The sequence below is a fragment of the Rhodococcus sp. G6(2025) genome (assembly GCF_058628105.1).
In genome coordinates, this window is record NZ_CP179750.1 from 5,089,775 (window position 1) to 5,113,930 (window position 24,156).

A 24,156-nucleotide genomic window follows, 5' to 3' on the forward strand; every position below is an offset into this window, starting at 1 on the left:
TACCGCCGAGTAGGGTCGTGCCATGACAGACAGCGCACGTGAATTGGATCTCGTCGTCTACGGGGCCACCGGCTTCGTCGGCACACTTCTCGCCAACTATCTCGCACAGCACGCCCCGGACGGCGTGCGGATCGCGCTCGCGGGGCGGACAGCCGCCAAACTCGAAGCGGTGCGGTCCTCGCTCGGTCCGCGCGCGGCGCAGTGGCCCCTCATCGTCGCGAACTCTGACGACGCCCCGTCGCTCGCAGCCCTGGCGGGACGCACCCAGGTGGTCGCGACGACGGTCGGGCCGTACGCCAAGTACGGACACGCCCTCGCGTCGGCCTGCGCCGAGGCGGGCACCGACTACGTCGACCTCACCGGAGAGGTGCTGTTCGCCCGCGAGAGCATCGACGCGAACCACGATCGGGCCCGCGAGACCGGCGCCCGGATCGTCCACTCCTGCGGGTTCGACTCGATTCCGTCCGACCTCGGGGTGCACGTCCTGCACGAGAAGGTCCGGGAGGACGGCGCCGGCGAACTCACCGACACCACCCTGGTGGTCACATCTGTGCGCGGCGGCGTCAGCGGCGGCACGATCGATTCGCTTCGCACACAGGTGGACGTGTCGAAGAAGAATCCGGCGTCGCGGCATCTCGCGGCTTCGCCGTACTCGCTGAGCCCCGACCGCTCGAAGGAACCGGACCTCGGCAAGCAGTCCGACATGAGCGTGGTCAACGGCAAGGACATCGCACCCGGCCTGAAGGGGTGGAAGGCCCCCTTCTTCATGGGCCCCTACAACACCCGGGTCGTGCGGCGCAGTAACGCGCTCCGCGACTGGGCCTACGGTCGCGAATTCAAGTACCGCGAGGTCATGAACGTCGGAAGCTCCCCGATCACACCGGTGATCGCGGGTGCGGTGGCGGCCGGCCTCGGCGGGTTGATCGTCGGAATGGCCCTCCCGCCCACCCGGTACGTCCTCGACCGCGTTCTGCCCTCACCGGGCGACGGCCCCAGCGAAGAGGCGCAGCGCAAGGGCCACTTCACCATCGACGTGTACACGACCACCACCACGGGCGCGCGCTACACGTCGCGGGTGAAGGCGAAGGGCGACCCCGGATACAGCGCCACCGCGGTGATGCTCGGCGAATCCGCGCTGAGCCTCGTCCTCGGCGGCGATGCACTGCCGGATTCGGCCGGCGTCCTCACCCCCGCGACGGCACTCGGCGACGTCCTGGTGACACGGCTGCGCGACGCGGGCTTCGAGATCTCTGCGCGAAAACTGTGAGCGGTTGGGCGCGTGTGAAGATGACACGCGCCCACCCCTCCAGCTAGTGTCGAGCCTTGTGCGCGGACGGCTGCGCACGCGACGAGAGATGTGGGAGTCCGAGTGAACGGCACGAGCGCGCAGGCAGGCCCCGCGGCCTCGCTCGCCCTCATGCCCTTCTGGCCCTCCCGCCGAGGCCATGCCTTCGACCAGGGATGTTGCTGACCAGCCTGCTCGCTGGTCTTTGCTGCCCTGACGGTTCGCTCTCTCGGTCGGAGTCTCGATGTTCAAGCTCTTGATTTTCACGCTGGTCGGCGTGGGTGCCCAGCTGGTCGACGGCGCTCTCGGCATGGCCTTCGGCGTGACTGCGACCACCCTGCTCGTGTTCAGCGGCGTCGGACCGGCACACGCCAGCGCAGCAGTGCATTTCGCCGAGGTCGGCACCACGCTCGCCTCCGGCGCGTCGCACTGGCGGTTCCGCAACATCGACTGGGCCCTCGTACTGCGCCTGGGTGTCCCCGGCGCCATCGGCGCGTTCCTCGGTGCGACGGTGCTGTCCCAGTTGTCGACGGCCGCCGCCGTCCCCGTGACATCGACGATCCTGCTGGCGATCGGTGTGTACGTCCTGCTCCGCTTCTCGATCCGCCCTCCCGCCGTCAACGACGCCCGGACGTCGCCGCACACGGCGAAGTTCCTGTCACCGCTCGGCCTGTTCGGTGGATTCATCGACGCGAGCGGCGGCGGCGGCTGGGGGCCGATCACCACCAGCACGCTGCTCTCTCGCGGCAAGACCGCACCGCGCACCGTCATCGGTTCGGTCAGCGCGTCGGAGTTCCTGGTGTCCGCCGCGGCCAGCATCGGATTCATCTTCGGTCTCGGCAGCGACTTCTTCGACAACATCCCCATCATCGCGGGGCTGGCTCTCGGCGGCATCATCGCCGCCCCGCTCGCCGCCTGGCTCGTCAGCCGGGTGCCCGCGACCCTTCTGGGAACCGGTGTCGGCGGCATCATCATCATCACCAACGCGCAGAAGCTGTTCAAGACGTTCGACGTCACCGGCGTCGCCGCCACCCTCGGGTACCTCGCTCTCGTTGCGGTGTGGGCCGGACTGCTGGTCGTCGCCTGGCGTCGTTCGCGTCTCAGCGCGGCAGAGGCCGCAGGCGATCTGCACCGGATCGACGCCGAGAACGACACGCCCATCGAGTCGGAGGCCCCGTCTCTGGAGCCGTCCACCGGCGAGAAGGCCTGACCTCACTTCCCGCCCTCACCTCGGGGCGATCCTCCGCCGAGCATCTGCCACACCGCATCCTTACCAGCGGGTAACATTGGCTGCGGTTCATGGCACCCGTCCGGTGCTCCAAGTGCGGAACAGTGAGGCATTTCATGACTGAGCGTGTTGAGGTCGGCGGTCTGCAGGTCGCGAAGGTGCTCTACGACTTCGTGAACGAGGAGGCGCTGCCGGGGACCGGGGTGGACGCCGACGGGTTCTGGTCGGGTGCGGCCAAGGTGATCGACGAGCTGGCGCCGAAGAACAAGGCCCTGCTCGCCACCCGCGACGACCTGCAGGCCCGGATCGACGGCTGGCACCGCGACCGGGCCGGTACCGTGATCGACCCGGCCGAGTACAAGGCGTTCCTGACCGAGATCGGGTACCTGGTGCCCGAACCGGCCCCGTTCGAGGTGTCCACGGCGAACGTGGACACCGAGATCACCGCCACCGCCGGCCCGCAGCTGGTGGTCCCGGTCCTCAACGCCCGCTTCGCGCTGAACGCCTCCAACGCGAGGTGGGGGTCGTTGTACGACGCCCTGTACGGCACCAACGCCATCCCCGACGACGGCGGCGCGGAGGCCGGGAGCTCCTACAACAAGGTCCGCGGCGACAAGGTCATCGCCTGGGCCCGCACCTTCCTCGACACCGCCGCCCCCCTGACGACCGGGTCGCACGCCGACGCCGCCCGCTACACCGTCGACGGCACCGCCCTGACCGTGCAGCTCGCCGACGGCACGATCACCGGGCTCGCGGAGCCGGGCAAGTTCGTCGGCTACCTCGGCGACCCGGCCGCCCCGACCAGTGTGCTGCTGCGCAATCACGGGTTGCACGCGGAAATCCAGATCGACCCCACCTCCCCGATCGGGTCCACCGACGCGGCCGGGGTCAAGGATGTGGTGCTCGAGTCCGCGGTCACCACCATCATGGACTTCGAGGACTCCGTCGCCGCCGTCGACGCCGACGACAAGGTGATCGGCTACCGCAACTGGCTGGGCCTGAACCGCGGCGACCTGACCGAGGAGATGACCAAGGGCGGCAAAAGTTTCACCCGCCGCCTCAACGGCGACCGCACCTACACCGCCGCGGACGGGTCCGAGCTCACCCTGCACGGGCGGTCGCTGCTGTTCGTCCGCAACGTCGGGCATTTGATGACCACCCCGGCGATCCTGCACGGCGACGGCACCGAAATCCCCGAGGGCATCCTCGACGCCCTGATCACCTCCCTGTGCGCCGTCCACGGACTCAGCACGGGCGATCAGACGGGGCCGTTGGTCAACTCCCGCACCGGGTCGATCTACATCGTCAAACCCAAGCAGCACGGCCCCGACGAGGTCGCGTTCACCACCGAACTGTTCGGCCGCGTCGAGCAGGTGTTGGGGCTGCCCGCCAACACCCTCAAGGTCGGCATCATGGACGAGGAACGCCGCACCACCGTCAACCTCGCCGCCTGCATCCGGGAGGCGTCGGAGCGGGTGGTGTTCATCAACACCGGGTTCCTCGACCGCACCGGCGACGAGATCCACACCTCGATGGAGGCCGGGCCGATGATCCGCAAGGCCGAGATGAAGAAGCAGACCTGGATCACCGCCTACGAGGACTGGAACGTCGACACCGGTCTGGCCTGCGGGTTGCAGGGGCGGGCGCAGATCGGCAAGGGCATGTGGGCGATGACCGAGCTGATGGCCGAGATGCTCGAGCAGAAGATCGGCCACCCCAAGGCCGGCGCGAACACCGCATGGGTGCCGTCCCCGACCGGGGCCACCCTGCACGCCACCCACTACCACCAGGTCGACGTCGTCGCCGTCCAAAACCAGCTGACGGGCACCCGGCGGGCCACCCTCGACGAGATCCTCACCATCCCCCTCGCCCCGAACACCGACTGGTCCGAGGCCGAGAAGCAGGAAGAGCTCGACAACAACTGCCAGTCCATCCTCGGCTACGTGGTCCGCTGGATCGACGCCGGCGTCGGCTGCTCCAAGGTCCCCGACATCCACGACGTCGCCCTGATGGAAGACCGCGCCACCCTCCGCATCTCGTCCCAGCTGCTGGCGAACTGGATCCGGCACGCAGTGGTCACCGCCGACCAGGTCGTGCAGTCGCTGCAACGGATGGCCCCGGTCGTGGACCGGCAGAACCAGAACGACCCCACCTACCGGCCGCTGGCCCCCGACTTCGACACCAACATCGCCTTCCAGGCCGCGAAGGAACTGATCCTCGACGGCACCAAGCAGCCGTCGGGCTACACCGAACCGATCCTGCACCGCCGCCGCCGCGAATACAAAGCAGCCAACGCCTGACCGGTCGCCCCCCACGTGAGTGGCAAAGCGTGCTCGCGCACGCTTTGCCACTCACGTGTCAGGTCGGGTTGATCCTGCGCATCACTACACTGCGAGGGTCAACGTCGAACTCGTCGGACAGGGGCTGGAAAGCACGTGGGGCAGCATCGCGGCGAATCGCGCGCCAGGGGTATCAGCAGGGGGCCTTTGATCGTGCTCGGTCTCGTCGTCGTGATCGCGGCAGGTGTCGTGGGCTGGTTCCAGTTGCGTGACCGGATCACCGATCAGGGCGTGGCTGCCGCGGGCGCCTGCGTCGAAGGCGAATCCGTGCTCGCGGTCGTGGCGGATCCCGACATCGCACCCCAGCTCCAGACTCTCGCCGACCATTTCACGGAGACTGCCCCGGTGATCCGCGATCAGTGCGTGTCGGTGACGGTCACCGCCGTCGCGTCCGACACCGTGCGCGACGCCTTGTCCGCGGGGCCGGACGGCCCGTGGGACGCAGCGGCGCTCGGGCCTCGCCCCGCTCTGTGGATTCCGTCGAGCTCGCATTCCGTCAAGCAGGTTTCGGCGACCGGCGTCATCAGCGGCGAAGCGCGTCCCGTGGCGACCAGCCCCGTCGTGCTCGCGGTCCGGACGGCGTTCGCGAACTCGCCGGGCACGCCGGCGATCGACTGGAAGGACTTGCCGTCGCTGCAGACCGGCCGCGATTCCCTCGCGACTCTCGGCCTGCCGGGCTGGGGCAGCCTGGGGATGGCGCTCCCCGTCGGCCCCGGCGCCGAGAGCACGGAGATGGCAGTCGAAGCGGTTGCAGCCGCGGTCGCGGGAAGCCCCACGGGTCCGGTGACGGAGGAGCAGGCTCGTTCTGCTCCCGTCACGTCGGCACTCACCGGTCTGGCGCTCGGCTACGAGGCGTCGTCGGAGACGAAGCCCGCGACGACGCGGGAGGCGCTCACCGCGCTGGCCGAGCAGGGCGATCCCGCCACCTCCGGCATCCACGCGGTCGCGGCCACCGAACAGCAGGTCTACCAGGCCCTGCGCGACGCACCCGGAGCCGACATCACCACATCGATGCCGAAAGGCCCGACACCCGTGGCAGATCACCCCGCGGCCGTTCTGGCAGGCCCGTCCGTCGACGAGACACAGAGCCGCGCCGCCGCGCAGTTCGCGGAGTTCGTCCGTCGACCCGAACAGGCACAGGTCCTGGCCGACGCCGGGTTCCGAGTCGAGGGACTCGCCCGGCCCGACGACACCGCGCTGGCCTTTCCCGGTTTCGAATCCACCCTCGTTCCCGCCGATGCGGCCGCTGCGGCCGAGCTGATGCAGGTGATCCGGAATCCGATCACCCCCCGCACCTCCACCGTCCTGCTCGACGTTTCCAGCTCGATGGGAGAGCGCGAGGGGACGGCGACGCGCCTCGCGAACACGACGGCAGCGCTCACAGCCCACGTCGACCGTTCTCCGGACTCGTCGAACCTCGGGCTGTGGGAGTACAGCACGACGCTCGACGGGTCGCGGCCGTACACGACCGTGGTCGCGACCGGTCCCCTCTCGGCGGGCGGTTTCACGGAGGGCACCCGCAGGCAGGCACTCGACGCCCGGCTCGCCAAGGCGACACCCGCCACCGGGTCTTCGACGTACACGTCGCTCGAAGCGGCCTACAAGAGCGCGGTGGACGGATACACGCCGGGCCGCACCAACTCGGTGCTGCTCGTCACCGACGGGGCCAACGACGACTCCGTTGCCCGCGCGGATCTGCTGTCCGCCATCGCTGCGGCCTCGAGCACGTCGAAGCCGGTGCGCATCGACGTGGTGACGATCGGCGAGAACTCCGACCTCAACACGTTGCAGGCGTTGGCCGATCGCACCGGCGGGTCGCTGGAGAAGGTCGCGTCCTCGGACGGAGCGGCACTGCCGACCGCGATCAGCAAGTTGCTGTCGTGACGAGGCTCCTGGTCTTCGCGGTCTTCCTCGCACTCGTCACATGGTGGCTCCATCGGCGACTCGTGCGGGCCACCGGGCTGGGCCGGCCCTGGTCGGTGGTCGTCGACGTGACCCTCGTGGTCCTGTGGGTTCTCGCGGTCATCGGCGTCGGCAGCGGCGAAGCCTTCGATCCGGGATGGGCGCGTCCCCCGGGATGGGTGGGCTGGGTGTGGCTCGGCGCTATGTTCTATCTGGTGCTCGGGCTTCTCCTGGTCGCGTTGGCGTCGCTGCTGACGCGGCTGTTCGGCCGCCTGCGCGGCACCGGGAACGACGAACAGGTCGATCTGTCGCGGCGGCGAAGCCTGCGCATCGCCACCGCCGTCGTGGTGGTGGGTGCCGTCGGCGCCGCCGGCTACGGGGTGTCGGAGGCCGCCCGGCCACGGATCGTGCGGGTTCGGGTGCCGCTGAAGCGTCTGCCCGCCGAGTTCGACGGTGTGCGTGTGGCGCTCGTGTCCGACCTTCACGTCGGCCCGGCGCGGGGAGTGGATTTCACCCGGCGGGTCGTCGACCTGGTGAACGCGCAGCAGCCGGATCTCGTCGCGATCGCGGGCGATCTGGTCGACGGGACCGTCGCCAAGGTGTCGCCCGATCTGCAACCGCTCGGCGACCTCGAGGCCCCGCTCGGGGTGTTCGGTGTCAGCGGCAATCACGAGTTCTACGCCGACGACGGTGGTCGCTGGCTGGATGTGTGGGACCGGCTGGGCATCCGGACGCTGCGCAACGAGCGCGCGACGATCACCCGGGGCGGCGCCACCCTCGACGTCGCGGGCATCCACGACTATTCCTCGCCGGCCCCGTACGAACCCGACCTTCCGGCCGCGCTCGCCGGACGCGACCCGTCGACGTTCGTCGTGCTGCTCGCGCACGAACCGCGGCAGGCACTGGAAGCGTCCGACCTCGGTGTCGACCTGCAACTGTCGGGGCACACGCACGGCGGGCAGATGTGGCCGCTGCGTTATCTGGTGCCGCTGCAGCAGCCGTCGGTGACGGGACTGGACCGCATCGGAAACACCGTCCTCTACACGACCCGCGGTGTGGGCACGTGGGGTCCGCCCGTGCGGGTGGGCGCCCCACCGGAGATCACGATCCTCGAGCTGGTGCGCGAGGACTGAGCGAGCGATGCCCGCCCCGCGTGAGCGGGACGGGCATCGGCTGTGTCAGGCGTCTTCGAATGCGGAGATCGGCGGGCAGGAGCACACGAGATTGCGGTCGCCGTGTGCACCGTCGATGCGCCGCACCGCCGGCCACACCTTCGGCCGTGCCTTGCCTCGGGGGAACACCGCTGTCTCACGGGTGTAGGGGTGGTTCCACTCCGCGACCAGGCAACCGGACGTATGCGGGGCACCGCGCAGCGGGTTGTCGTCCACCGGCCACTCCCCCGCGCCCACGCGGTCGATCTCGGCGCGGATCGCGATCATCGCCTCGCAGAAGGCGTCGATCTCTTCGAGGTTCTCGCTCTCGGTGGGCTCCACCATCAGGGTGCCCGCCACCGGGAAGCTCATCGTCGGTGCGTGGAAACCGTAGTCGGCGAGGCGCTTTGCGACGTCGTCCACGGTCACACCGGTGTCCTTGGTGATCGGCCGGAGGTCGAGGATGCACTCGTGTGCCACCATTCCCCCCTCGCCGGTGTAGAGGACCGGGAAGTACTCGTCCAGGCGGCGCGCGATGTAGTTGGCCGAGGCGATGGCGGTCAGGCTTGCGCGGCGCAGCCCGACGGCGCCCATCATCCGGATGTACGCCCACGTGATCGGGAGGATCGACGCACTGCCGTAGGGGGCCGCGGAGATCGGTCCGGCTGTGCCGAGTTCCGGTGCGAGCGGATGTCCGGGCAGGAACGGCGTGAGGTGGGACCGCACACCGATCGGACCGACGCCGGGGCCACCGCCACCGTGCGGGATGCAGAACGTCTTGTGCAGGTTGAGGTGGCTCACGTCGCCGCCGAACCGGCCGGGACGGGCCAGGCCGACCAGGGCGTTGAGGTTGGCGCCGTCGACGTACACCTGGCCGCCGGCGTCGTGGACGGCGGCGCAGATGTCGGCGATCTCGTGCTCGTACACACCGTGTGTGGACGGGTAGGTGATCATGATCGCCGCGAGGCGCTCGGCATGGTCGGCGATCTTCGCCCGCAGGTCGTCCAGATCCACGTCACCGTTCGGGCGGCAGGCGACGACCTCGACGCGCATCCCGGCCATGACCGCGGATGCGGCGTTGGTGCCGTGGGCGCTCGACGGGATGAGGCAGGTGTCGCGGTGGTCGTCTCCGCGGCTGAGGTGGTAGTTACGGATCGCGAGCAGCCCCGCGTACTCGCCCTGGCTACCGGCATTCGGCTGCAGGCTGACCGCGTCGTAGCCGGTGACGGCCACGAGCCAGTTCTCGAGGTCCTTGATGATGCGGAGGATTCCCGGTGTGTCCCCGGTCGGCGCGAACGGGTGCAGTCCGGCGAACGCGGGCCAGGTGATCGCTTCCATCTCGGCGGTGGCATTGAGCTTCATCGTGCACGAACCGAGGGGGATCATGCTGCGGTCGAGTGCGATGTCCTTGTCGGACAACGCCCGCAGGTAGCGCAGCATCGCCGTCTCGGTGCGATACCGGGTGAACGCCTCGTGCTGCAAGTAGTCGGATCCGCGGAGCTGCGCGTCGGGGACGGACGTGCCCGCTTCCTCGGTCACGGCGCCTTCGCCGCCGAACGCCGCCAGCACCTGGGCGACGTCGTCGGCAGTGGTGGCCTCGTCACACGCGATGGCGACGTGATCCGCGTCGACGAACCGCAGGTTGATGCCGGCGTCCTTCGCCTTCGCCACCACGTCCGCGGCTCGGCCGGCGACTCGAACGAGGATCGTGTCGAAGAAGTGCTCGTGGACGACGACAGCCCCGGTCCTGCGGAGCGCGGCGGCCAGGGAGTGCGCCGTGTTCGCCACGCGCAGGGCGATCGCCTTCAGTCCCTCGGCGCCGTGGTAGCTGGCGTACATGGCCGCCAGAATCGCCAGCAGCACCTGAGCGGTGCAGATATTCGACGTCGCCTTCTCGCGGCGAATGTGCTGCTCGCGGGTCTGCAGCGCCAGCCGGTACGCCTTGTCACCGTCGGCATCGACGGAGACGCCCACCAGACGGCCGGGGAGCTGACGTGCATGCTTGGTGTGCACGGCGAGGTAACCGGCGTGCGGGCCACCGAAGCCCATGGGGACACCGAACCGCTGGGTGGTGCCGAAGCAGGCGTCGGCCCCGATCTCGCCGGGCGGGGTGAGGAGCGTGAGTGCCAGCAGATCCGCCCCGACCGCGACCAGTGCGCCGCGCTCGTGGGCGGCGGCGATCACGTCGGTGTAGTCGACGATGCGGCCGGACCCGCCAGGCATCTGCGCGAGGACGCCGAAGAAGTCACCGTCCGGAAGGCCGGCGGACAGGTCGGCCACCACGATCTCGATGCCGAGCGGCTCGGCCCGGGTCTCGACGACGGCCAGCGTCTGCGGGAACAGGTCGGCGTCGACGACGAACCGCGGGGACTTGCTCTTGCTCGCCCGGCGCAGCAGCGTCATCGCCTCGGCGGCGGCGGTGGCTTCGTCGAGCATCGACGAGTTGGCGACCTCCATGCCGGTCAGGTCGGCGACCATCGTCTGGAAGTTGAGGAGCGCTTCGAGGCGGCCCTGGCTGATCTCGGGCTGGTACGGCGTGTAGGCCGTGTACCAGGCCGGGTTCTCGATGATGTTCCGGATCAGCACCGGCGGGGTGAGGGTGTCGTAGTAGCCGAGACCGATCATGGACGTCGCCACGGTGTTCTGCGCGGCGAGTGCGGACAGTTCGGCGAGCGCTTCGTGCTCGGACACCGGTGCAGGCAGCGCGTCGAGGCCGTCGGCGATGCCGCCCGTCACCCCGTCCAGGATGACGGCGGGGACGGCCTTCGACGCGAGGTCGTCGAGCGAATCGGCTCCGACCAGTTCGAGAATGTGCGCGAGTTCCGCAGCGTTCGGGCCGACATGACGATCGGCGAATGTACGGCTTCCAGCGTCGATCACGACAACTCCCAAGCAGTTCGGAGGATCAGGACACGCCCCGCGTAGCGGAACGTCCCTCCCCCTCTGTCGCCTGCTCGAATCGAGCGCCTGAGAGATTCGGTACCGTCGTTCGGGTGTGAAGACGGCCCTTTCCCCGTGGGCGGGTGGGTGCTCCCACCGCTTTCCAGAGACGTCGGAGCCCGCACGGTCCTGTCTGCCTGAGAGATTGACGGGGAGGTGTTGCTCCTTCGGCGCCCGAACTCCCGCACACACGATGTTTCTGTGCTTGCGGTGCCCGGAACTCTCCCGCACGGCGTCGACGCACCGCCAGTCTATGTCACGGCTGCAGATGGCGGCGCAGGCAGCGCCGCGCTCCGATGGATGCGGGCTAGCCCGTCTTGCGGCTCGCGCGGTTCTTGCGCCGCGACGCCAGTTCGTCCTCGGGGCTCTGTTCGCTCTCGCCGCCATCGGCGCGCTCGGCCGGGAAATCGGCGATGGTGCCGGTCAGTTCGCGCATCGCACCGCTCACCGCGATACCGAAGACACCCTGCCCGCCCTGGAGCAGATCGACGACCTCTTCGGGGGACGTGCACTCGTAGACCGTGGTCCCATCCGAGAAAAGTGTGATCTTGGCCAAGTCCCGCACTCCGCGCTTACGGAGGTGGTCGACGGCCACTCGGATGTTCTGCAAGGATATTCCGGTGTCGAGCAGACGCTTGACGATCTTGAGGACGAGGATGTCTTTGAACGAGTACAGCCGTTGGCTGCCCGAACCTGCTGCGCCACGAATGGACGGCACGACGAGCGACGTGCGAGCCCAGTAATCGAGCTGCCGGTAGGTGATTCCCGCGATCTGGCAGGCGATGGGGACGCGGTATCCGACGAGGTCGTCGGGCACGGAATCGTCCGGGAAGAGGCCCGGTTGGATCTCCTCGGAGCTGAATTCGGACTCGGCAACGTTGTCGCCGGGCGCAAGATTCAGCGCATTCTCCTGCGGCCGATCTCCCACTGACTACTCCCTCTCGCATGTTGCACTGAACCCGACGATCAGTGCGCCTGTGACGCGCGTCGCCAGTGCCCGCGGCACAGCCACAGCACATCGAGCGGCGCAAGCGCCACCAGTGACATCGAGCAAGTCCGTACCCTGAACCTACTCAGCGTACGCCCGATACAATCTGCAGGGCAGAAAATCACTGCACTGAACGCTATGACTCCGAAGAGACGGGGTCAACGCAACGCGCCGGAGGAACCTCAACCGTTACTCCGCGCCCGAGGCTTTTCCGACGGCGCAAACTAGCCGTCGGTTGCCTTGAAATCGTCCGGCGACACGGACTCGAGGAATTCCTTGAACTTCTCGACCTCGTCCTCGCGCTCGTCGGGCATAACCAGACCGGCCTCCGTGAGTACCGCTTCCTCGGCGAAGATCGGCACCCCGATTCGCAGTGCGATGGCGATGGAGTCGGACGGGCGGGCCGAGACGCGGGTGTTCTGGTCGAACACGAGGTCGGCATAGAACGTGCCCTCGCGCAGGTCCACGATGCGAACTTCCTTCAGGGTGCGACCGAAGGCTTCGATCAGGTTCTTGATGAGATCGTGGGTCAGCGGACGCGCAGGCTCGACGCCCTGCTGTTCGAGTGCGATCGCGGTGGCCTCGGTCTGGCCGATCCAGATGGGCAGGTACCGCTCGCCGTCGGTTTCACGCAACAGCAGAACAGGTTGACTTTGGGGTTGCTCGACACGAACTCCGATCACGTGCATTTCGCTCATCGCGTCTGCCTCCACCCTGCAATGGTCCGTCCGCGGCACACAATGCCGTACCAGGATTCTATTCGATTCGTGTCTGCTCTTCGACCGTACAGCCGTTCGAGCGCAGCGTCGTTGGGAAGTGGGGACGGTCGGCGAGTTCACCTCACCGATCGAGCGCACCCCGGACTGCCGACTTCACCAGGCAGGTGTGCAACGTCAGAGACAGGGCGGCCAGTTCGCGCACCATCTCCTCGGCGCGATCACGGGCGCCGGCGTCGCGGCCCTTGGCGACAGGCCCGGCGATCTGCGCGACCAGCCCGGCCTCGCGGTCGGCCGCCAGCTTGAACGCCCTCAGGTGCCGCACCTCGAGTCCGAACTCGGACATCGCCCTCGCGGTGCGCGCCAGTGTCACCGCGTCCTCGTCGAAGAATCCCGCCGGCCCGGGAACGACCAGGCCTCCGCGGGTCAGTTCGCCGAGGAACTTCTCGTCGATCCCTGCCCGGGCGATCAGATCGTCGCGGCTGATCCGCACCTCGCGGTCGGTGAGGAACTCCTCCGGGGACACCTCGCCCGGGGCCACCGTGAGCGCGCGCGGCCGGCGCGGCGAAGAATCGCCTGCGCCGACCGTGGCCACACCTCTGTCGATGGCCTCGAGCTGCTCCTTGATGACCTTCAGCGGCAGATACTGATCGCGCTGCGCAGTGAGGACGTAGCGCAGTCGTTCACAGTCGGCGATCGAGAATCGCCGATACCCCGAGGGAGTGCGCTGGGGGCTGATGAGACCCTCGGCTTCGAGGAATCGGATCTTCGAGATCGTCACATCAGGAAAATCGGGGCGGAGTCGATCCAGCACGGAGCCGATCGACATCCCCGATTGCGCCTGCTGCTGCCGCACCGCGGTCATTGGCTACCCGCACCAGCTGACGTCTCACCGATCTGCGAGCCACCGGCAGCGGTCCGGGGTCCGGTCAGGAAGACCAGTCGGAACTTGCCGATCTGGACCTCGTCACCGTTCGCCAGGACAGCCGAGTCGACCGGCTCCCGGTTGACGTAGGTGCCGTTGAGGCTGCCGACGTCGACCACCTGGAACTCGTCGTCCTCCTGACGGAACTCCGCATGACGACGGCTGACGGTCACGTCGTCGAGGAAGATGTCGCTGTCGGGATGCCGTCCCGCGGACGTCGTCGGCTGGTCGAGCAGGAAGCGCGACCCTGCGTTCGGTCCACGCTTGACGACGAGCAGAGCAGAGCCTGCGGGCAGTCCCTCCACACCCGACACCGGAGCTTCCGGAGCCTGGGTTGCCGAGGAGTTGTCGAGCTCATTGAGAAAGTCCGCGCGGAAGACCGACGTGGTTTCCGCCGGCGTCTCCCCATAGACCGCGTCGTTGCCGTTCTCGCTCACCGTTTCTCCTCCTAGTTCGATCATCCAGCAAGATTCGCTGGACTACGCAATGCCACTCGGTACTACATAATTCGGTTCCCGTGCACATTAACTTCTGTGCAAACTCCCACGATCACATTCAAACTACGGACCTGCGCCCCGACACGGCACATGCGTTCAACATCGACCGTACCCTGCGCACGCCGGTGCGTGTAGTGAGACAGGCCGCCAGCACATTACGAACCGGTATTCCGACAGCGGATTTTTCCGGCAACCCGGTTTCCGGGCTGTCGGCACCTTCCGAAACCATCCGATTACCGCCTCGCGTGTTCTCGGGAAATTATCCTGCCGTGATGTCTGCATAGCCGGCGGCGTCCAGCATTTCGGCCAGTGCCGCGTCGAGGGTCGCCTCGTCGTCGACACCGAGGTCCACCAGCCACCCCTGCCCGTAGGGCGCGGAGTTCACGAGTTCCGGGTTGCCGTCCAGATCGGCATTGGCGGCAACGACTTTCGCCGTCAGCGGGGCGAAGATGTCGGAGACGCTCTTGGTGGATTCCACCTCGCCGAACGATTCGCCCGCCGTCACGGCCTCGTCGACCGCCGGAAGCTGGACGAACACGACGTCGCCGAGCTGGGACTGCGCGAAATCGGTGATGCCGACGCGTACCGTCGTGGGCCCCGTCCGCTCGACCCACTCGTGTTCGGCGGTGTACCGACGATCGGCGGGAATTTCGAGCTCACTCACAGTGGCTTCCTTTCGATGGCAATCCGCGGGCGGATGCGAAGATCAATTTCCGGGCTGAGCGTATTGGCGAGGTTTCGCCTCCCGCAAGGCGGCGATCGTGACCTGCTGCGATTGTTCGATCGTCAGCTGTCCGCCGCTGCGCGCGACCGTGTCGACCACCCCGCCGGGAATGTTCAGGGCCGCCGCCAGAGTCGGCGGATCACCGATGGCGACCACGCCGTAGGGGGCGTTCACCTTCCGGCCGTCCACCGACACGCCGCCGGCCGAACCGGACACCCAGGAGTCGACGCCGATCCGGATGGGCGGGCCGTCCGCACCCTGGATCTGGACGGCTTCGGCACCGGCGGCACGCAATTCCTGCACGAGGTCGAGCAGGACCTCGGAGCCGACTCCCTTGTTGGGGTCGGTGATGCGCATCGTCACCCCGGGACCGGTGGCCGGTGCGCTGCCGACCTGGATCGACAGCGCCGTCAACCGGGCCTGCGCCTCGTCGAGCGCCGCTCCGGAACTGCCGCTCTGTTGCAACGTTGCCAAGGTCTGTTCCAGCGATGCGATCTCCTGCCGCAGGGCAGCCTCCCGCTGGTTCAGCGTGTCCAGGACGACCAGGAGATCGGCCGGGCTCGCCGAGTCGAGGGTGTCACCGGACCCGGTGTTCTTCACCTGCGTGACGATCGCGATTCCCAGCCCGCCGAGCAGGAGCGCGGCCAGCAGCGCGAAGACGACGTGCGATCGCTGCGACGTCGCCGGTTCGTTCCCGTGCAGTTCGTGTCTGCCCTCGTGTCCGCTCACGCCGCGCTCACGCCCCGAACAGACGTCGCCGGAGGGCGGCCGCGTTGCCGAAGATGCGGATGCCCAGCACGACGACGATCGCGGTGGACAGCTGGGTTCCGACACCGAGTTGGTCACCGAGCCACACGATCAGGGCGGCCACCAGGACGTTGAACACGAACGAGACGACGAACACCTTCGAGTCGAAGATCTCGTCGAGGTACGCGCGCAGTCCGCCGAACACCGCGTCGAGCGCGGCGACGACGGCGATGGGCAGGTAGGGCTGCACGGCGTCGGGCACTTGCGGGCTGAACACCACGCCCAGCACGATACCCACGATCAGGGCGAGCACCCCGTAGATCGCGGATCCGCCCTTCAGTGCTGCCTTCATTCGTGTGACTCCTCCATTCGACTCCGCCGTTGTCATCGTGTTCCCACTTCCCGGGCTGCCCGCACTTCCCGCGCCGGGGCGGCGGGCAAGTGGAGATCGTCGGCCTCCGCCACCGCGAAGCCGATGCCGTACAGCTGCGCCACGCTGGACATCCGCAGATAGGCGTCGCTCACCACGAATCCGGTCTGCATCGGTCCCTGCGGGCCGATCGCGGAGACCACGTACGGCGAGAACACCGGCTGGTTGTCCACGAGCATCGCGCCACCCGCCTGGCGGATCGTCACCGACGGGCCGATCCGCACGTCGCCGACCGCGATGGCCTCGGCGCCGCTCGCCCACAGCGAATTGACGACCGACTGGAGGTCGCGGTCGAGCACCACGGCCTTCCCCCCGACACTGCGCTGGGACGAGTCGGAGAGGTTGGGCTTGGCTGCGGGGTCCGTCAACGTCACGGTCAGGCCGGGACCGTGCACGGCCTCGACTCCGGCATCCCCCTCGAGGCCGCGAAGCTCGTCGAGCAGTGCCGCGCCTCGGGCGTCGCCGGCCAGCGCGGTGGCGCGCGCGTCGTCGGTCTGTGTCGACAGCGTGTCCCGGGTGGCGGCGAGGGCGCCCGCCCGATCCTCTGCGTCCTGCACCTTGCTCAGGAGTTCGGACCGCACCTGCTCGGTGCCGGGGATGCGTTCGGTGGCCTGGCGGTAGGCGACCGACAGCACGAGCCCGACGAGCAGCGCGCCGATCGCGATCCACACCTGCTGACCGACCCGTGTCTGCCGTGAATGTCCCTGTTCACGATCCTCGGCCGCACCCTCGTACCCGGGGTCCAGATGATCGTTCATCAGGGACTGCAGCAGGGACGGCACCGGATTCCTGCGGATTCCGGAATCTGTCCGTTTCATCACTGGACCTCGTGTTCGTCGCCGCCCGGTCCTCGCACGGGAACGGTGCGCGCGACGGTCAGCGCGTTCACGGTGTAGAGCAGCCCGGTCCACACGTAGAGCACCGTGCCCCAGATCAGGAGCGCCGCGCCGAGCGGCTGCGCCACGGTCGCGATGCTCCAGTCACCGTGCGCCGCGAGGGTCATCGGCAGCGCGAACATCAGCAGGAAGGTGGCACCCTTGCCGAGGTACATCACGTCGGGGGGCGGCAGACCGCGCCGTCGGTAGATGATCAGCGTCAGCGCGAGAACGGCGTCGCGGCCGATCAGGATCGCCGCGACCCACCACGGGATGAACCCGCGCAGGACGAACGTCACCAGCGTCGTGACGACGTAGAGGCGATCGACGAAGGGGTCGAGCAGCGCACCCAGCTTCGACGACTGGTCGAGGATCCGCGCCAGCTTGCCGTCGAGCCAGTCGGTGAAGCCGCTGATCATGAGGATCGCGAGTGCCCACCCGTCGGAGTGGGTGACGAGCAGCAGGTACACGAACAGCGGCACGCCGAGGAGTCGAACCACGCTCAGGAGGTTCGGGACGGTCACGATCCGGTCCGACCGCACAGTGTCCCGGTCCACCGAATTCACCAAAATCTCCCCAGCGTCGAGTGCGGACCTGTTTTCGGGCGCTCGTCGCACCGCTCTCGCCACTCTTCCACAACCGGGATGGTGTTCAGTCGATCGTCCCGTCCGTCCGGCCGTGTCACTCGCCCCGCGCAACGTCCGGTCGCGGTGGGGCCGGGACGCGCGCGACGGCGTCCGCGGTCAGACTTCCCAGGTACAGCCACCCGTCGTGCTCCCGCACACCTGTGACGGGGGAATAGCTGCCCTTGCCTCCGCGCAGGCTGTGCACGATCTCGCCGCGGTGATCGAGGGCGATCACCCAGCCGGCGTGCTCCGGATTCGGCTGCACGGCCTCCGGCAGATTCGCCGCGACGATGCGCAGCGTGGGATAGGGCGCGAGCAGGTCGAGCAAGCGCATCCGCGGGCTGTAGAGCGCCACCCAGAACAGGCCGTCCCGTGTCTGGGACGTCATGTTGTCCGGTATGCCGGGCAGATTCGCGGCCCACACCGACGCCGCACCCTGCGACGGGCCGGTCAGGTCGACGCGGGAGATCTGGTACGAGCCGGTCTCGGCGACGAGGACGAAAGATTCGTCCGAGGCCAGTCCCACACCGTTGGCGAACTGCAGTCCCTCGGCGAGGAGGTCGGTCTCCCCCGTCCGCGGGTCCAGACGCAGCAGACGGCCGGTCCCGCGGTGCTCGAGAAGGTCGTAGCGGTGGTCGGCGATCGTGAAGTGCGCCGAGGAGTCGGTGAAGTACACGATGCCGTCCCGGCCGACCGCCGAGTTGTTGCACGCCACGAGTGGGCGCCCGGCCGCGGCGTCGGCGAGCACGTCGACGCGTCCCTTGTCGTCGACCCGCAGCACACCGCGCTCGGCGTCGCAGATCAGGAACCTGCCGTCGTCGAGGACCTCGACCCCGAGGGGGCGCCCGTGGGTGTTCGCGAGTTCGGTGGCGTGTCCGTGGCTGTCGAACCGCCAGATCCGGCCGTCGTTGCCTCCGGTGACCACCCGGCCGTCGTGATCGACGGCGACGTCCTCCGGGCCTTCTCCGGCGGGGAGCGTCCAGCGGTGCGCGTCGTCGAGCACCCTGTTGGGAGCGAGCACTCCCGTGAGCGTCGGCGGCGGCGGGGCGTGCCAGACGACGGGGTCGACACCGGTGCGGTCGAGCTTGCGGGCGAGAGACTCGAAGAGGGTCACGAACTGTGAGATTAGTCGTGTCCGCCAGTCGATATGGTCTCGCTAACGCCAGGCGAACACCGGCTGGTCGAATCCGTCGATGCGCGTGTGTCTCCCGTGCAGCGCGACCTCCCGGAACTGGTACACGACCGCGCCGGTGGGGGCATGCACGAGGTGACGGCGGAACGGCCATTGGATCACCGGTTTCGACGATTCGGGGATCTCGACGAACCGCGGCTCCGCGTCGATCTCGGGAACGCCCACCGAGAACACTTCCGCCACTTCCTCGCGGTTGGGGACGAGCGACGTGATCGGCTGGTCCGACCACACGACGAACGGGGTGATGACGTACCCGGAGCGGGTGACGTAGTCGTCGAGCCTGCCGAGCACCGCGGACGGCTCCACGTCGAGGCCGAGTTCCTCGTGCAGCTCGCGCGGGCGGCGTCCTCGCCGGTCTCCCCCGGATCCACTCCGCCGCCGGGCAACGCGAACTGCCCCGGATGCGCACGCATCTTGCTCGGGCGCATGGTCAGCGGAACGGCCTGACCGTCGGCGCCATCGTTCATCACGGCGATCACGACCGCCGCGGACCGCCGATTCGTCGGGTCCACGATCCGTGGTTCGAACCGTGCCAGCGCGTCGGCGAGCCGTTCCCTGCTCAGTGCGTGCCCATTCACCATCACCCGACAGTATCGCCAGTCGCGGCGAAACCCACGCTCCGATCCCCCGCGTTTCGAACCCCGCGCCGGCCGTCAGCCGAGCAATTGCTGCCGGATCTCGTTCTTGAGCACCTTCCCCAGTGTGGAACGAGGCAGATCGGGCCAGACCAGGATTTCCTTCGGGGTCTTCACGCTGCCGATGCGCGCTTTCACGAACGCCGTGAGTGCGTCGGCCTCGATCGGTGTTCCGGCTCGGGACTGGACGACGGCGACGACACGTTCACCCCATTTCTCGTCGGGGAGCCCGATCACCCCGCAGTCCTGGATTCCGGGGTACGCCATGAGCGCCTGTTCCACCTCGACGGAATAGACGTTGAATCCGCCGGTGATGATCATGTCCTTGGACCGGTCGACGATGTACAGAAAGTTGTCGTCGTCGAGGTACCCGATGTCGCCCGTGTGATGCCAGCCGTGCGCCGACGCCTCCTGCGTCGCAACAAGATTCTTGTAGTACCCCGTCATGACGAGCGAGCTGCGCACGACCACTTCGCCTCGCTCACCGGCAGGCAGCAGGGCCCCCTGCCCGTCCATGATGGCGACGGTGACCAGCGGGGAGGGCCTGCCTGCGGAGCTCAGCCGGGCTGTCGCGACCGAGCCGTCGGCGTGGAAATGGTCTTTCGGCGCCATCGTCGCGATCATCATCGGCGCCTCGCTCTGCCCGAACAGCTGGGCCATCACGGGCCCGATCCGGGTCAGCGCTTCTTCGAGCCGGGTCGGCGAGATCGGTGCCGCGCCATACCAGAAGCATTGCAGCGAACTCAGGTCCGTCGCCTCCAGGTCGGCGTGGTCCAGCAGCATGTAGATCAGGGTCGGCGGAAGGAAGGTGTGGGTGACGCGGTCCCGGTCGATGTGCGCGAGGAACTGCCCCAGGTCGGGCGTGGGCATGATGACCACCTGTCCGCCGAGGGCGAGAATTGGAAAACACAGGACACCGGCCGCGTGCGTCAAAGGCGCGAGGGCGAGGTAGACCGGTCTGCCGTCGAACGGGTAGCTCATCAGGGTCAGCGCAGACATTGTCTCGATGTTCCGGCCGGTGAGCATCACCCCCTTCGGCCTCCCCGTCGTCCCGCCGGTGCCGACGATCAGTGCGAGATCGTCGACCGGCTCGACGTCGAGACGTTCGGTACCCAGCCAGTCGTCGAACGGGTGGGCGTACTCCTCGTCGCCGTCGAGACACACGAGCGTCGTCAGCAGCGGCAACTGCCGACGGATCCGATCGACCAAGGGCGCGAACGCCTTCTGGAAGATCAAGCAGCGACAGTCGAAGAGGGCGAGCAGGTCCCGATTCTCCGCCGCCTCGTTCCGCGGGTTGATCGGGCACCACACCGCCCCCGCCCGGCTGATCCCGAAGACGCACGAGAACGCGGTCGGATCGTTGCCGGACAGGACGGCCACCTTGTCACCGGCGGCGATCCCCGACCGGGCCAGCGCGGCCGCGACGCGCCGGCTCAGGTCCTGTACATCGGCGTACGACAGCGTCCGGTCACCCATCGTCAGGCACGGCGACGACGGACCGAGCGAAGCACCCTTGTCGAGGTAGTCGGTCAAACGCATGGTGCGGTTCTCCTCGAGGTCGCGGCCGGGACGATCAGCTCTGCACGGTGAGAACCGGCTCCATCACGAGGCCGAAGCTCCGCAGGACTCCCAGGAGTTCGCGATGCCCGAACGCCTGGCACGCCGACGCGAGACCCGTCCGCTTCGGAGGCTGCTGCAACAGGGAGTACGCGGCGTACGCCTGCAGGAGACCCGTCTGCTTGTAGTTGCAGTTGCCGTGGATGACACAGTGCGCCCGCCCCAGCGGCCCCGACGCGTACACGGAGTCGAGCGACGTGTTGACCCGTGGGTTCTCCCGCGGCGGCATTCCCGCCTGCACGGAGCCGGCGATCTCCGCGAGCGCCGCGTCCTGCTCGTCCGCGGGAAGGGTCTTGATCTGCTCCTCGACCATCTTCTGCGTCGCGACGACACCCTCCATCACGGAACGGTCGAACACGCCGCCTGCCGCCTTCACGTTCGCCACCCGTGGATCGTCCTTGAACCACACGGGATGGCAGGTGCCGCCCCACGGCAGCGCGAGGGCCATCTGGTGCTGCCCCGGCACCACGACCTCGAACGTGGTACCTGGGTCCCACTTCGCGTACCGGTTCTGTTCCAGGTAGTACCAGTCGGCTTTGAGGATCGTGAAGATCGTCTGCGTGGACGCATAGGTGGGAAAGCCCTTCCACAACACCAGGATGTCGAGGGTGTCCAATCCCGGCGTCTCCAGCGCGATGTTCGCGGCGATCTCACCGGTGGTGTACATCTGCGCGACACCGGGTGACAGCAGCAGACCCTTCTCCGCGAACTTGTCGCCGAACTTCGCCTGCACGTCCAGAACCCAGTCCTGCTCACCGGTCGTGTCGGTGTAGTGACAGCCCGCGGCGAGAGCCGCCTCGACGACGACGGCACCGTGCTTGATGAACGGGCCGACCATGTTGCTGACAACCCGTGCGCCACTGAACAATTCCGTCAGGGCCGGGACGGTGTGCTCGACCTCGACCACCTCGTGGTCGACGGTGTCCAGGCCGGGAATCCGGTCGAGCACTTCCTGGATCCGCTTCTTGTCCCGGCCCGCGGCGACGAACGGAATGTTGAACTCGCGCAGGTATTCACACACGAGGCGCCCGGTGTATCCGGAGACTCCGTAGACGATGACGGGCTTCTTGTCGGTCATGAGATGCCTTTCGGTATGTGAGAAAAGTTCGGAAGATCGGTTACATGCCCATGCCACCGTCGACCGGCAGGCCGATTCCGGTGACGAAGCGAGCGGCGTCGGAGGCCAGGAAGACGACGGTGTCGGCGATGTCCGCGACCTCGCCGAGACGCCCGAGAGGCGTCAGGCCGATCACGTCGGCGACCGCGGCGTCGGCGCTGGGCCACAGTCCGAGCCGCTCCATGTCGGCGGCCAGCCCGAGTCCCATCTCCGTGGCGACCAGCCCGGGGTACACGCAGTTCACGCGGACGCCGTACCCGAGTTTGCCTGCCTCCTGGGCCGCGACCCGGGTCAGCCGGTCGACGGCCGACTTGGTGGCGGAGTAGCCGGCGATGCCCGGGAACGGGATGGTCGCGGCGACCGAGGAGACGTTGACGATCGCCCCGCCCGATCCCGCTGCGCCTCCGGGGCGCATCGCGCGCAGACCGTGCTTCAGACCGAGCGCGACACCGAGAATGTTGACCTCGCACATCCGGCGGATGTCGGCGGGGTCGATGTCGACCACGAGTGACGAGATCTCGATGCCCGCGTTGTTGACGAGGAGGTCGAGTCCGCCGAGTTGCTCCACGGTGGCAGCGACGGCGCGCTCCCAATTGCCGTCGTCGGTGACGTCGAGTTTCACGAATCCGGTGTCGACGCCGGACTTCGCGACGGAATCGGCAGTCGCGCACCCTTCCTCCTCGAGGACGTCGCCGATCACGACCGCCGCACCGGCGTCGGCGAGGGCGGCAGCCATACCGGCGCCCAACCCCTTCGCACCACCGGTGACCAGCGCTTTCCGTCCTGCAAGATCACTGACGCTCATTCCGACCTGCCTTCGTACGGGACGATTCGCGGAAACCACGTCACGAGATCGAGTCCGCGATGTGGTGTGGATCACAGAGTATTCGACTTTGGACGACTGTCAAGAATTCTCTTGACAACTGTCAAGTTTTTGTTACACAGTCGTCAAGGAACGCGGGCTAGACTGATGCTCACCGTGCCGGACCGTGCGAGCCGAACAGGAAGAATGCCGTGACACCCGTCGCCGAGAAGAACGCCGATCGGGTCTCGCGCCGCCAGGTCGACAAGTTCGCCGAGCGCCGGGATCAGCTCGCCGAGGCCGCGTTGCAGACCCTCTCTGAACTCGGCTACGCCCGCACCAGTCTCCGGGAGATCGCCCAGAACTCCGAGTTCTCCCACGGCGTCCTGCACTACTACTTCAGCGACAAGGTCGATCTGATCACGCACTGCGTGCGGCACTACAAGGCCCGGTGCGTCACGCGATACGACGGGGTGGTCGCCACGGCGCAGACTCCCGAGGAGTTGAAGGCGGGATTCGGCCGGGTGCTGGTGGCTTCGCTCCGCGACGAGGCCACCATGCATCGCCTCTGGTACGACCTCCGCTCGCAGTCGCTGTTCGAGGAATCGTTCCGCGCAGACGTCGCCGCGATCGACAAGAGCCTCGAAAACATGATCTGGCGCATCGTGTCCCGGTACGCGGAGTTGGCGGGGCGCACGATCACCGTCGCCCCGGCCACCATGTATGCGGTCTTCGACGGACTGTTCCAGCAGAGCCTCGCGAAGTATCTGTCGGGGGACGACACGGCGGCGGACAGCCTCGCGGACAACGTCGATCAGGTACTGGCGCTCGTCATTCCGGCACGGTAGGGCCGGTCACTTCTCGGCTGCGGCCTTGATTCGCTGCGCGAAATCGGGTGCGTCCTTCCGGGCCGCCCGAAGCGCGAGAGGTGCGATCAGCTTTCCGATTCCGTGGCCCTCCAGCACGTTGAAGATCGTCACCTTGGTGCCTGCCCCCGAGGGTTCGAGGTCGTAACCACCCTCTTTCGCGGTGACGGTATTCTTCGAACGCTCCGCCCAGCGAATCTTCTGTGGCGCCTCGAATTCGGTGATCTCGAACTCCCGCTTCGTGGTCATCCCGGCGTCCTTGACGGTGCTGACGAAGAGGGTGCCGACACCGGGCGGACCGTCCGTCTTCTTCACGATCTCCTGCACCCGGGGACTGAAGTCCCGGTCGTTGACCCCGGCGGCGAGGTACTCGAACACTTCCTCGATGGGGCGATCGATCACAACAGTGCCTTCGAACCGTCCAGCCATGCCAGCCTCCCGTTTCCGTGACCTGCCGGGTTCCGACGTTACTCGCGACGTAGCCGCGGCGCGGTCACATCGCCACCGGGCCGACGGTCATAGAAGTGACGGCGCGCAACGCGGCGTCTCCCCGC

Annotated in this window: 21 protein-coding genes, 1 pseudogene and 1 riboswitch; of the genes and pseudogenes, 6 read left to right on the plus strand and 16 right to left on the minus strand. The window is 67.8% G+C overall.

Translation table 11 applies throughout. From position 1 onward, the window contains the following. Nucleotides 1–22: 22 nt before the first annotated feature. From ACLIVD_RS23355 to ACLIVD_RS23375, 5 genes are all read left to right on the plus strand, one after another. Nucleotides 23–1,267, plus strand: a complete 1,245-nt coding sequence (locus tag ACLIVD_RS23355) for a saccharopine dehydrogenase family protein (RefSeq protein WP_317570569.1) — start codon at nucleotides 23–25, stop codon at nucleotides 1,265–1,267. A 262-nt stretch (nucleotides 1,268–1,529) separates the two neighbouring features. Next, on the plus strand, nucleotides 1,530–2,495 hold the full coding sequence (locus tag ACLIVD_RS23360) for a sulfite exporter TauE/SafE family protein (RefSeq protein ID WP_037229417.1): 966 nt from the start codon (nucleotides 1,530–1,532) through the stop codon (nucleotides 2,493–2,495). Nucleotides 2,496–2,629: 134 nt separating this feature from the next. Continuing rightward, nucleotides 2,630–4,813 carry a malate synthase G gene (locus ACLIVD_RS23365; RefSeq protein WP_491930743.1) on the plus strand — a complete coding sequence of 728 codons (2,184 nt, stop codon included), beginning with the start codon at nucleotides 2,630–2,632 and terminating at the stop codon, nucleotides 4,811–4,813. Between the two features lie 192 nt (nucleotides 4,814–5,005). After that, the gene (locus ACLIVD_RS23370; RefSeq protein WP_491932918.1) at nucleotides 5,006–6,736 is read left to right on the plus strand and encodes a substrate-binding domain-containing protein; all 1,731 of its coding nucleotides are present in this window, start codon (nucleotides 5,006–5,008) and stop codon (nucleotides 6,734–6,736) included. Beyond that, nucleotides 6,733–7,887: a metallophosphoesterase gene (locus tag ACLIVD_RS23375; protein ID WP_491930744.1), complete on the plus strand. Its 1,155-nt coding sequence runs from the start codon at nucleotides 6,733–6,735 to the stop codon at nucleotides 7,885–7,887. The genes ACLIVD_RS23370 and ACLIVD_RS23375 overlap by 4 nt, the downstream gene beginning before the upstream one ends. 45 nt (nucleotides 7,888–7,932) lie before the next feature. Here ACLIVD_RS23375 and gcvP read toward each other — a convergent pair whose 3' ends face one another. From gcvP to ACLIVD_RS23450, 15 genes and pseudogenes are all read right to left on the minus strand, one after another. Beyond that, nucleotides 7,933–10,785, minus strand: coding sequence for an aminomethyl-transferring glycine dehydrogenase (gene gcvP, locus ACLIVD_RS23380; RefSeq protein WP_283335167.1), 2,853 nt, complete (start codon nucleotides 10,783–10,785; stop codon nucleotides 7,933–7,935). Nucleotides 10,786–10,959: 174 nt separating this feature from the next. After that, nucleotides 10,960–11,083, minus strand: a riboswitch (glycine riboswitch). A 69-nt stretch (nucleotides 11,084–11,152) separates the two neighbouring features. Further along, nucleotides 11,153–11,773, minus strand: coding sequence for a MerR family transcriptional regulator (locus ACLIVD_RS23385; RefSeq protein WP_037229402.1), 621 nt, complete (start codon nucleotides 11,771–11,773; stop codon nucleotides 11,153–11,155). Nucleotides 11,774–12,057: 284 nt separating this feature from the next. Further along, nucleotides 12,058–12,531 (minus strand): bifunctional nuclease family protein, encoded by a 474-nt coding sequence (locus ACLIVD_RS23390; protein WP_105422646.1) that lies wholly within the window; start codon nucleotides 12,529–12,531, stop codon nucleotides 12,058–12,060. A 142-nt stretch (nucleotides 12,532–12,673) separates the two neighbouring features. Next, the gene (gene ftsR / locus ACLIVD_RS23395; RefSeq protein WP_105422644.1) at nucleotides 12,674–13,414 is read right to left on the minus strand and encodes a transcriptional regulator FtsR; all 741 of its coding nucleotides are present in this window, start codon (nucleotides 13,412–13,414) and stop codon (nucleotides 12,674–12,676) included. Next, a complete protein-coding gene (garA, locus tag ACLIVD_RS23400; protein ID WP_280784890.1) occupies nucleotides 13,411–13,911 on the minus strand; it encodes a glycogen accumulation regulator GarA in 501 nt (166 codons plus the stop codon). Before garA ends, ftsR begins: the two co-directional genes overlap by 4 nt. Before the next feature lie 319 nt (nucleotides 13,912–14,230). Next, nucleotides 14,231–14,635, minus strand: coding sequence for a glycine cleavage system protein GcvH (gene gcvH / locus ACLIVD_RS23405; protein ID WP_005562897.1), 405 nt, complete (start codon nucleotides 14,633–14,635; stop codon nucleotides 14,231–14,233). A 42-nt stretch (nucleotides 14,636–14,677) separates the two neighbouring features. Beyond that, nucleotides 14,678–15,424 (minus strand): DUF881 domain-containing protein, encoded by a 747-nt coding sequence (locus tag ACLIVD_RS23410; RefSeq protein ID WP_105422640.1) that lies wholly within the window; start codon nucleotides 15,422–15,424, stop codon nucleotides 14,678–14,680. A gap of 7 nt (nucleotides 15,425–15,431) precedes the next feature. Beyond that, nucleotides 15,432–15,794: a small basic family protein gene (locus tag ACLIVD_RS23415; protein WP_005264197.1), complete on the minus strand. Its 363-nt coding sequence runs from the start codon at nucleotides 15,792–15,794 to the stop codon at nucleotides 15,432–15,434. Nucleotides 15,795–15,826: 32 nt separating this feature from the next. After that, nucleotides 15,827–16,690 (minus strand): DUF881 domain-containing protein, encoded by an 864-nt coding sequence (locus tag ACLIVD_RS23420; protein WP_283335169.1) that lies wholly within the window; start codon nucleotides 16,688–16,690, stop codon nucleotides 15,827–15,829. Then, entirely contained in the window at nucleotides 16,690–17,313 is a 624-nt protein-coding gene (locus ACLIVD_RS23425; RefSeq protein ID WP_280784892.1) for a CDP-alcohol phosphatidyltransferase family protein, read from the minus strand. The genes ACLIVD_RS23420 and ACLIVD_RS23425 overlap by 1 nt, the downstream gene beginning before the upstream one ends. A 115-nt stretch (nucleotides 17,314–17,428) precedes the next feature. Beyond that, nucleotides 17,429–18,487, minus strand: coding sequence for an SMP-30/gluconolactonase/LRE family protein (locus ACLIVD_RS23430; protein WP_283335170.1), 1,059 nt, complete (start codon nucleotides 18,485–18,487; stop codon nucleotides 17,429–17,431). Nucleotides 18,488–18,529: 42 nt separating this feature from the next. Next, a pseudogene (locus ACLIVD_RS23435) lies at nucleotides 18,530–19,146 on the minus strand (NUDIX hydrolase). A 72-nt stretch (nucleotides 19,147–19,218) separates the two neighbouring features. Next, on the minus strand, nucleotides 19,219–20,739 hold the full coding sequence (locus tag ACLIVD_RS23440) for an AMP-binding protein (protein WP_283335171.1): 1,521 nt from the start codon (nucleotides 20,737–20,739) through the stop codon (nucleotides 19,219–19,221). A 34-nt stretch (nucleotides 20,740–20,773) separates the two neighbouring features. Further along, a complete protein-coding gene (locus ACLIVD_RS23445) occupies nucleotides 20,774–21,895 on the minus strand; it encodes a DUF5938 domain-containing protein (RefSeq protein WP_280784894.1) in 1,122 nt (373 codons plus the stop codon). A 40-nt stretch (nucleotides 21,896–21,935) separates the two neighbouring features. Next, nucleotides 21,936–22,739, minus strand: coding sequence for an SDR family NAD(P)-dependent oxidoreductase (locus tag ACLIVD_RS23450; RefSeq protein WP_491930745.1), 804 nt, complete (start codon nucleotides 22,737–22,739; stop codon nucleotides 21,936–21,938). 209 nt (nucleotides 22,740–22,948) lie between these two features. Here ACLIVD_RS23450 and ACLIVD_RS23455 point away from each other — a divergent pair, with 209 nt between their 5' ends. After that, nucleotides 22,949–23,584, plus strand: coding sequence for a TetR/AcrR family transcriptional regulator (locus ACLIVD_RS23455; RefSeq protein WP_280784895.1), 636 nt, complete (start codon nucleotides 22,949–22,951; stop codon nucleotides 23,582–23,584). Between the two features lie 6 nt (nucleotides 23,585–23,590). Here ACLIVD_RS23455 and ACLIVD_RS23460 read toward each other — a convergent pair whose 3' ends face one another. Next, nucleotides 23,591–24,031, minus strand: a complete 441-nt coding sequence (locus ACLIVD_RS23460; RefSeq protein WP_283335172.1) for an SRPBCC family protein — start codon at nucleotides 24,029–24,031, stop codon at nucleotides 23,591–23,593. Between the last annotated feature and the right edge of the window lie 125 nt (nucleotides 24,032–24,156).